Annotated in this window: 9 protein-coding genes; all 9 read left to right on the top strand. The window is 62.7% G+C overall.

Features of this window, described 5'->3' with window-relative positions:
• Positions 1-6: 6 nt before the first annotated feature.
• Positions 7-252, top strand: a complete 246-nt coding sequence (locus tag F8N85_RS22420; RefSeq protein WP_150805695.1) for a hypothetical protein — start codon at positions 7-9, stop codon at positions 250-252.
• Between the two features lies 1 nt (position 253).
• Positions 254-595, top strand: coding sequence for a head-tail connector protein (locus tag F8N85_RS22425; RefSeq protein ID WP_150805696.1), 342 nt, complete (start codon positions 254-256; stop codon positions 593-595).
• Complete coding sequence (locus tag F8N85_RS22430) at positions 595-924, top strand: head-tail adaptor protein (protein WP_150805697.1); 330 nt, start codon at positions 595-597, stop codon at positions 922-924. The genes F8N85_RS22425 and F8N85_RS22430 overlap by 1 nt, the downstream gene beginning before the upstream one ends.
• A gap of 2 nt (positions 925-926) precedes the next feature.
• Entirely contained in the window at positions 927-1,352 is a 426-nt protein-coding gene (locus F8N85_RS22435; protein WP_150805698.1) for an HK97-gp10 family putative phage morphogenesis protein, read from the top strand.
• Positions 1,349-1,735 carry a DUF3168 domain-containing protein gene (locus tag F8N85_RS22440; protein WP_150805699.1) on the top strand — a complete coding sequence of 129 codons (387 nt, stop codon included), beginning with the start codon at positions 1,349-1,351 and terminating at the stop codon, positions 1,733-1,735. Before F8N85_RS22435 ends, F8N85_RS22440 begins: the two co-directional genes overlap by 4 nt.
• 79 nt (positions 1,736-1,814) lie before the next feature.
• On the top strand, positions 1,815-2,297 hold the full coding sequence (locus F8N85_RS22445; RefSeq protein ID WP_150805700.1) for a phage tail tube protein: 483 nt from the start codon (positions 1,815-1,817) through the stop codon (positions 2,295-2,297).
• Positions 2,298-2,359: 62 nt separating this feature from the next.
• Positions 2,360-2,719 (top strand): hypothetical protein, encoded by a 360-nt coding sequence (locus F8N85_RS22450; protein ID WP_150805701.1) that lies wholly within the window; start codon positions 2,360-2,362, stop codon positions 2,717-2,719.
• 23 nt (positions 2,720-2,742) lie between these two features.
• Positions 2,743-2,973, top strand: a complete 231-nt coding sequence (locus F8N85_RS22455; protein WP_150805702.1) for a hypothetical protein — start codon at positions 2,743-2,745, stop codon at positions 2,971-2,973.
• A gap of 131 nt (positions 2,974-3,104) precedes the next feature.
• The coding region (locus F8N85_RS22460) for a tape measure protein (RefSeq protein ID WP_150805703.1) at positions 3,105-6,170 on the top strand (3,066 nt) is incomplete at its 3' end.

A 6,170-nucleotide genomic window follows, 5' to 3' on the forward strand; every position in this document is an offset into this window, starting at 1 on the left:
GGCAGCATGAAACTGAAAACTCTAAAGCCGCTCTACCTGGCCGGGCAGACGCTGACCGAGGGTCGATCGTTCGAAACCATCGAGCAGCACGGGCGTGAGTTGATCCAAAAGGGTTACGCCGAGCTGGACACCTCTGACGATGAGCCGACGGTGACACTGGAAAACGAGGCGGGATCGGCCACTGAAGCACTGACAAGCGCCTCGCTGGCGGCTGGCAAGGCAGTTGGCCTGGTCAAGAAAAAGGACAAGTGACATGTCGGTGATCGATATCGAGGTGGCCATGCGGCATTGCCGGGCAGAAGAGGCTGATCGTGAGCACGTCCAGCTTCTGCTGGATGCTGCTGAAAACTCGGCGGCCCAGTTCATTCAGCGGCAGTTTTACGCCGATGCTAACGGCTTGGCCGCCGCTGTACTGGATGGCTCGGCAGGCGATGAACCGATGGTCATCGAAAAATCGATCATCGCGGCCTGTCTGCTGATTCTGGGCAGCCTGTATGCCAACCGCGAAGATGTGATTGTCGGAGTCAGTGCAACTGACCTGACGCTCGGATCGCGCGCTTTGCTGAGCCCGTACCGGGTGCAATTGGGGGTGTGATGAGAGCTGGATCACTGCGACACCAGTGTGCGATTCAGGCTTTCCAGTCATCTCCAGACGGCTATGGCGGCAGTACAGGAGAGGCGTGGGTCGAGCTGCGCAAGGTCTGGGCGGAAATCACCATGCCGACCGGCCGTACCGCAGTCGTCGCTCAGCAGGTCACTGCCCTGGTCACCACCGAAATTCGCGTTCGTCCTGCAGCTGATTTGATTGTCGGGGTGCGCATTGTCCACGGGGCGGATCGCTATCTGGTTGAGGCCGCGTTGCCCAACAACGAGAACTCCATGCTCCGGCTGCTGTGTTCTCTCGTAAAAGCCCAGGAGGCGTAGCGATGACCAGACGATCGAGCGTACAAGGGGATTTCAAGTTGCGCGGTTTGCTGCGGCGAATTGGCAATCAGGTCGAAAGCGACCTGCGGCCTGCAATGGTTCAGGCCGCCAACCTGGTGCTTGAGACCCAGACTTACTTAATCCCTCGCGACACAGGTGACTCGGCGGAAGCCCTGACGGCTTTTGTATCGAAGAGCGGTCTTGATGCAGAGATCGGGATCAGAGGGAAAAAGGACAACAGCCGCTACTTCTACACCAGGTTCAGCGAGTACGGGACCAAGGGTTACACCATGGGCGATACAGCCATACCGGCCCGTCCGGCACATCCGTGGCTTCGTCCGTCGTACGACATGAACCGCGACCAGATCGTCGACCTGATCACGAAGACGATCGCTTCAACCTTGAGCAAGGCCGCGGAGGCCAAATGAGTGACCCAGGCTTGGCGCTGCAAAAGGCGCTGTTCGACAAGCTGTCAGCGAGCCTGACGGTCCCGGTGTTCGATGCGGTGCCCGCAGGCACCATGTATCCGTACGTCACGCTGGATTATGAAGCGGTCGATAACACCACTCCAGTGTCCGGCAAGAAGCGCGAAAACCGCCTGTTCTATCTGAGCGTCTGGTCCAACTACAAAGGCCAGGCCGAAGTGAAGCGCATCAACAGCGAGATCGCTGCTGCCCTGGACGAGATTCCGCTCCCGCTAAGCACCGGTACAGCTGTTTCAGTCCGTGTTGTGCACACCGGCACCCACCGCGAGCCGGACGGTGTCACCTACATGGGCAGCGTCACGCTTCGAATCATCACCCAACACTGATTCCGCCGCGCACCACCAGCACCCGCCATTGAGCGGGTTTTTTATTGCTTGAAAACCACCCGCGCCCTGGAGGGCAACCATGACTATCAAAACATCCGCCGGCGTCACGCTTCTGATCGGCCCGGCACATAACGTCAGTTATGGCGAGGATGCGGCTGGTATTGCCGCTGCCATCCTGGCCTTGAAGGCGCTCACCTACGTCGAGGTCGGCGAAGTTGAAGACGCCGGCGAAATTGGCGACGAGGTGAGCACTGCCGATTTCACCGCGCTGGCCAACCGCCGCAAGCGCAAAGTCAAAGGCACCTTCGATGCCGGCTCCCAGAGCGTCACCCTGGGTGAAGACCCGAGCGATGCGGGCCAGGCGGCCGTGAAAGCGGCGCTGCGCAGCGACTCGAACTACGCCGTCCAAATGGATTACGGCGACGGCTCGTCGGACTTCTATCTGGTCCAGGTGCTGAGTTTCCGCAAACAGATCGGCACCGCTGATTCGATCCGCAAGGCGTCGGTCAATCTGGCGATCAACTCCGCCATTTACGAAGAGCTGGCCCCGGTCGCGCCGTAAGGCTTTCGCTTCAACAGGCGCAGCGCCTGATCCCCCTCTTTTTTTTCAAGGAATACCGAACCATGTCCAAGACTGACCACGGCACCGTTGATGTTGAAGTTGGCAGCGAGATCCACACCCTGAATTTCAACCTGAAGGCGGTGCGCAGCATCGAGCGCTTTTTTGGCGGCATCAACCCGGCCTTGGCCGAGCTGCAGAAGTTCAGCCTGACCGCGGCGGCCAAGGTGATCATCGCCGGCGCCAACCTGACCTTGAAGCCCAAAGAGGTCGAGGCGCTCGAAGAAGCCATCTACGAGCAGGGCGTGGGTGAAGTGACCGTGCCGCTGATTACCTTCGTCGTGGCGCTGCTGAATCCGGCGGCCAAGACCGAGGAAGAGCTGGAAAAGGTGGCTGAAACGGGCGCGGCCAAAGGAAAAAAGTAAGCCGTCCCGGCAACGGTAGCTATGTGGATGAGCTGTTCTGCATCGCCACCGGCAGCCTCTATTGGTCGCCTCGGGATGCCTGGGAGACGCCGGTGCCGCAGATCCTCATGGCCTGGGAGGCGCGGGTCGAATTTCTGCGGGCGACCAACCCCACTGGCCAGCCGCCTGCCCCGACGGGGCCGCCGGCGCATGAAACCCCAGAAGAGAAACGCCAACGGATCAAGGATCAGATGCGCTCGCGTAAGGAGTCCTGAGGGTCCGTCCAGAGCGCCCGCGCCACCGGCCTGGCGGAACCCCCATCCTCTGAAATGAGCCCGCCCCGTGCGGGTTTTTTTACGTTCCCCAACCGGCCCCGTGGCCGGTTTTTTTTTGCCGGGAGAATCACATGTCAGGTCAAGAAGTCCAGGGGCTGCTGATCCGTCTCGAAGCCACTACCGCGCAGATGCGCCAAGAGCTGGCGCGTGCCGACTCGTCGGTGGCGCAGGTTTCCGGACGTATTGACCGGCAGTTGGCGCAGGTGGATGCCGCGTTTGATCGCGTGGGGCTCAGCGCGCAACGAGCAGGGGGCCTGCTCGCGGGCGCCCTGTCCCTGGGGATTGGCGGTGCCGGGATCGGCGCCTTGATCCACCAGGCCGAGGTCTACACGCAAATTGCCAACCGGCTGAAACTGGTCACCTCGAACAGCGCCGAGTTCACCGCCGCGCAAAACGCGGTGTTCAGCATTGCGCAGAAAGCCGGCCAGCCGCTGAGTGCCACCGCGGAGCTGTATCAGCGCATCGCGCAAAACCAAGACGCGCTCAAGCTGAGCGGTAAGGGGGTGGCCAGCATCGTCGAGACCATCAGCAAAACGATGGTGATCAGCGGGGCTTCGGCCGCGTCGTCGAGCGCGGCGCTGGTGCAGCTCGGCCAGGCCTTCGCCTCGGGCACGCTGCGCGGCGAAGAACTGAACTCGATCATGGAGCAAGCGCCCGCGCTCAGTCAGGCCATCGCCAAAGGCATGGGCGTCTCGGTGGGTGCGCTGCGCGCCCTGGGTGCTGAGGGTCAGCTGACCGCGGAATCGGTGGTGCAGGCCCTGCAAGCGCAACAGGGCGCGGTGGATGCGTTGTTCGGCAAGATGCAGGACACCATCGGCACCGGCCTGACCCGGGTGCAAAGCTCGTTCACCAAGCTGATCGGCGAGGGCGATAAGCTCGGCGGCATGAGCGTCCGGATCTCCGCGGCGCTGACCTCCGCCTCCCGGGCCATGGACGCCCTCACGGCGGATGGCGATGCCTTCGCGGAAACCATGCACAACGTCGGCAGCGCCTTGGAGAGTGTGGCGTATGTGGGGGCGGCCGCGCTCGCGCTGGGCTCCGCGAAGCTGGTGGTCTCGTTTTTGCAGGCCGCCGATGCCTCTATTGTGCAAGCGGGCGCCTTAGCGCTGTCGACCAAGGCCAGCCTGGAGGCGCTGACGGCCGAAGCGGCGCTGGCCCGGCAATCGTTGCTCACCGCCCAGACCCGGCAACTGGAAGCCAAGGGCTTGGTCGAGCGTGCAGCCTTGGAGCTGGCGGCCGCTCAAGGCAAGGTCGCTTCTGACCGGGTGCGCCAAGCGTCCGAGCTGGGCAATCTTAAGCTGGTTCAGACCACGCTAACGGCGGAGCGCGAACTGGAGGGGCAGCGCCTTAAATCGCAGATCACCGATCAGGGCCGTGGCCTGTCCATTGCGCGCATCGCCGAACTTCGCATCGCCGAAGCCGGGGCGATCAAACTGGTGCAGGCCGCCGAAGTGTCGTTGGCCGCGACGACCGTGGCGACCTCCGCCTCGATCACCGCCGCCCTGGGCGCGCAGACCGCCGCCCGCGGGGTGCTGGCGGAAACCACCGCGGCGACCAACGCCGCCATGGTGGCGTCTGATCGGGCCGCTGGCGCGGCGAGCGCGGGCGCCAAGGCCGCCCTGGTGCTCTCCACGGCCAGCCGCGGCTTGCTGGCCCTGCTGAGTGGCCCGGTGGGCTTGATCGCGATGACCGGCCTGGTGGCCGCGTCCTTCATTGACTTCGGCGACAGTGCCGACAGCGCGACCGCCGCCCTGATAGACCAAAATTCGACAGTAGATGAGTCGATCAAGAAGTTTGATGAGCTTGGTGCAGCTCAGCGCCGCTATCAGTCCATCACGTGGGCAGAGGAGCAAATTAAAGCCACCGAGTCGGCCAACGCAGCGCTCAATAAGTATTCCGCAGATGGTGCCGAAGCTTTTTTGCAGATTGGCTATGACGCCAATGAATACCGGGCCAAGTTCAAGGAAATGATCGAGGAGGTGCGAAAAGGCCAGCGCACCCTGGATAGCGTCACTGAGTGGGCCAAAAAAGATGCAGGCCTCACCGATGACAAAATCAAGAAGCTGTCCGAGTCTTCCAGCGCCTACGAAGAGACCTCTAAAAAGGCAGGAGATCTTGGCAAAATTCTAGGCGCGGTCAGCGGCGCAACCGTTGCTGTGACTTCCAGCACCGAAAAACTGAAAGTCGCTCAAAAAGACTCAGGCCAGACCGACGCCGTCAAAGCGTCGTGGGACAAGTACGTCGAGCAGTTGACCAAAACCCGCGATCTGCTCGGCGCGAACACGGCGGCCGAGACGGCCTATACGGCGGCCAAGATGGGCGCCACGCCCGCGCAAGTGGCCCAGGCGAAATTGATCGCCGAGCAAACGGATGCGCTGAAAAAGTACCAGGCCGCGATCAAGGACGGCGACAAGGTCCAGCAGGCCAGCCTCAAACTGCAGTTGGTGGCGCTCTACACGGCCGAGGCGGCCACGACTCAAGCCGCCGCCACACAAAGCAAGGCCTACGCCGACACGGCCACCGCCGCCGAAAACAGCGCGCGGCGGCAGATCACCGCCATCGAACAGGCCGCCAACTTCGCGGTGGTGGCGGCCACCCGCGTGGCCCTGGGCGCTGCTACCCCGCAGTCAGCGCTGTCGGGCTACGGTTTGCTCACGAACGGCGGTCTCGCCCCGGCGGTTCCGGCGGTCCCGGCGGCGACCCCCACTCAGCGCGCCGATGCAGCCATCGCCCAGCTCAACGCCACGACGGAAGCGAACAAAAATGTCGACAAGGCGGCCAACGCTGCGGCAACCGCACTGAAGAACCAGGCGAAGGCCCTGGACGATCTGCTGGCCAAGTCTGGGATCTCGACCGCGGCGGCCAACGAAATGGCCGAGGCCTATCTGTCGGGCGCCGATAACATTCGCGCGATCACGATTCAGCAGCGGATCGAGGAAGAGCTGCTCAAGACCGGGGCTGGCGCGCGCGCCAAGGTCACCGCGGCGGTCAACGCGCTGCAGGACGCCGAGGATCGGCGCGATGTGGCCAAGGCCACCAGTGAGCTGAAGGTCGAAGTTGAGCAAATCCTGAAGCAGGCCACCGCCACCCTTCAGGGCAAGGATGCACTCGACGCCTTCAACGTCACCAAGGCTATG

Origin of the sequence: Pseudomonas fluorescens (assembly GCF_902497875.1) — a bacterium.
GTDB lineage: Bacteria > Pseudomonadota > Gammaproteobacteria > Pseudomonadales > Pseudomonadaceae > Aquipseudomonas > Aquipseudomonas fluorescens_BR.